At 40.8% G+C, this 1,666-nt stretch carries 1 protein-coding gene; it reads left to right on the plus strand.

Annotated features, from left to right (window positions below):
- The first annotated feature begins 15 nt into the window (after positions 1-15).
- Positions 16-1,215 (plus strand): MFS transporter, encoded by a 1,200-nt coding sequence (locus tag A4S05_RS38210; protein WP_069074921.1) that lies wholly within the window; start codon positions 16-18, stop codon positions 1,213-1,215.
- The last annotated feature ends 451 nt before the right edge of the window (positions 1,216-1,666 follow it).

Genomic DNA, 1,666 nt, shown 5'->3' on the forward strand with positions numbered 1-1,666 from the left:
TTGGAGCGAAGCGACTTGACTACCTCAAAATCTCATTTCAATATTTTATGGGTGCAAGTTTGGGTGTTGGCAGCAGTGCAGGGAGCAATTACGCTTTCGTGGTTAATTTATAATATATATTTGCCACAACTTTTGACTCAGTTTGGTTTTCCTGCCTCATTGGCAGTTGGCTTGGTGATAGTCGAAAATGCCTTGGGTGCAGTGCTGGAACCCTTGATGGGCGGACTTTCAGACCAAGCTAGGCGCTGGGTAGGAACTCGGTTTCCCTTCATCTCAGTAGGTATGATTCTTGCATCGGCTTTGTTTATTGCCATACCATGCGTTGTGAGTTTTATCCCACCTAGTACTGTGATGCGATCGCTCTTACCTATAGTATTAGTAGCCTGGGCATTAGCAATGACAATATTTCGCTCTCCAGCGATGTGCCTATTAGGAATGTATTCGACACCAGCCCAGTTACCTTTAGCAGTAAGTTTTGTCACTTTGGCAGGTGGTGCGATTGGGGCTTTTAGACCGATAAGCAACAAGTTTATTCTGAGTTTAGGGCCAGTTTATACCTTTGCGATCGGTTCCTTCGTCATGCTGGGGGCGGCGGCTGTGTTGCGGTTAGTCAATCCTCCAGAAGCACCAGTAGATAGACACCAAGCAGAAACAGTAAAGTTGCCCTTACAGAAATTGGCGTTGATTTTAGGAACTGGTTTCGGTGTCGCGTGGGGTATCCGATTTCTCTTTGATGTTTTAGGTAAAGTATTGAAGACTCAACTAAATACTGATAACATTGATGTGCTGATGGTATGGATCGGATTAGCGATCGCACTTGCCAGCATACCAGCAGGAATCTTCGCAGTCAAAATTGGTAATAGTCAAGCAATGCTTTGTGGGATCTGTGCAATCATTCCCTCATTATTGATAATGATATCTGTGGGGGCACAAATCCCGATAATTGTGGTAATCGTTGCTGGCTTTAGTTTAATTGTCAATGGGGCAATTCCTTTTGCTTTAGGACTAGTACCGCAGCGATGGGTGGGATTAGGAATTGGGATGTATTTTGGTGGATTCGCCTTAGCAATGAGTTTGTTTGGCGTCATATTTCCCCAACCGCAAGCAATAACACCTTTGATTGGTGCAGTTGGCGGTGCATTGGCATTTTTGTTAGCTGGTGTTTGCATTATTGTGAGTGGCATTTCTGAAACGCAGAAGAACGCAGAGGTTTAACGCAATATCTTTGGCTTGATGAAATTTATCAAAATCTGGCGTTGCATAAATGCGGAATGATTTTATAGACTTTCTTTGCATCTTTGCGTGAGACATTCATCCCCTTATTCAGCAGCGCCGATTTATTGAGTTACTGCTCCTATGAGCGTTTACGTTTAGATTCTCTGGCTGGGGATACTAAACCGGCTTTGTAATTTGTTTTGTTATTTTATACACAAAAAATGTTAACCTTTTTAAAAGTTCCATTTTTAACATAAACTTAATAAAGTATTATTTAATAATTTATTGTATCTCGTAATAATCAATTACTTCTTTTAAAATTAGTCTCTAACCTGCCTGCAAAATAGACTTCGGTTGTTTTAAGCTTATATGTATTACTACGCTTAAAAAAATCCTATGTTCTTTTTTCGCTCAAAAAAGCTTATTGTTTCTCAGAGGATGTTTTAAAAGT

It is taken from the genome of Nostoc sp. KVJ20 (assembly GCF_001712795.1).
Lineage (GTDB): Bacteria > Cyanobacteriota > Cyanobacteriia > Cyanobacteriales > Nostocaceae > Nostoc.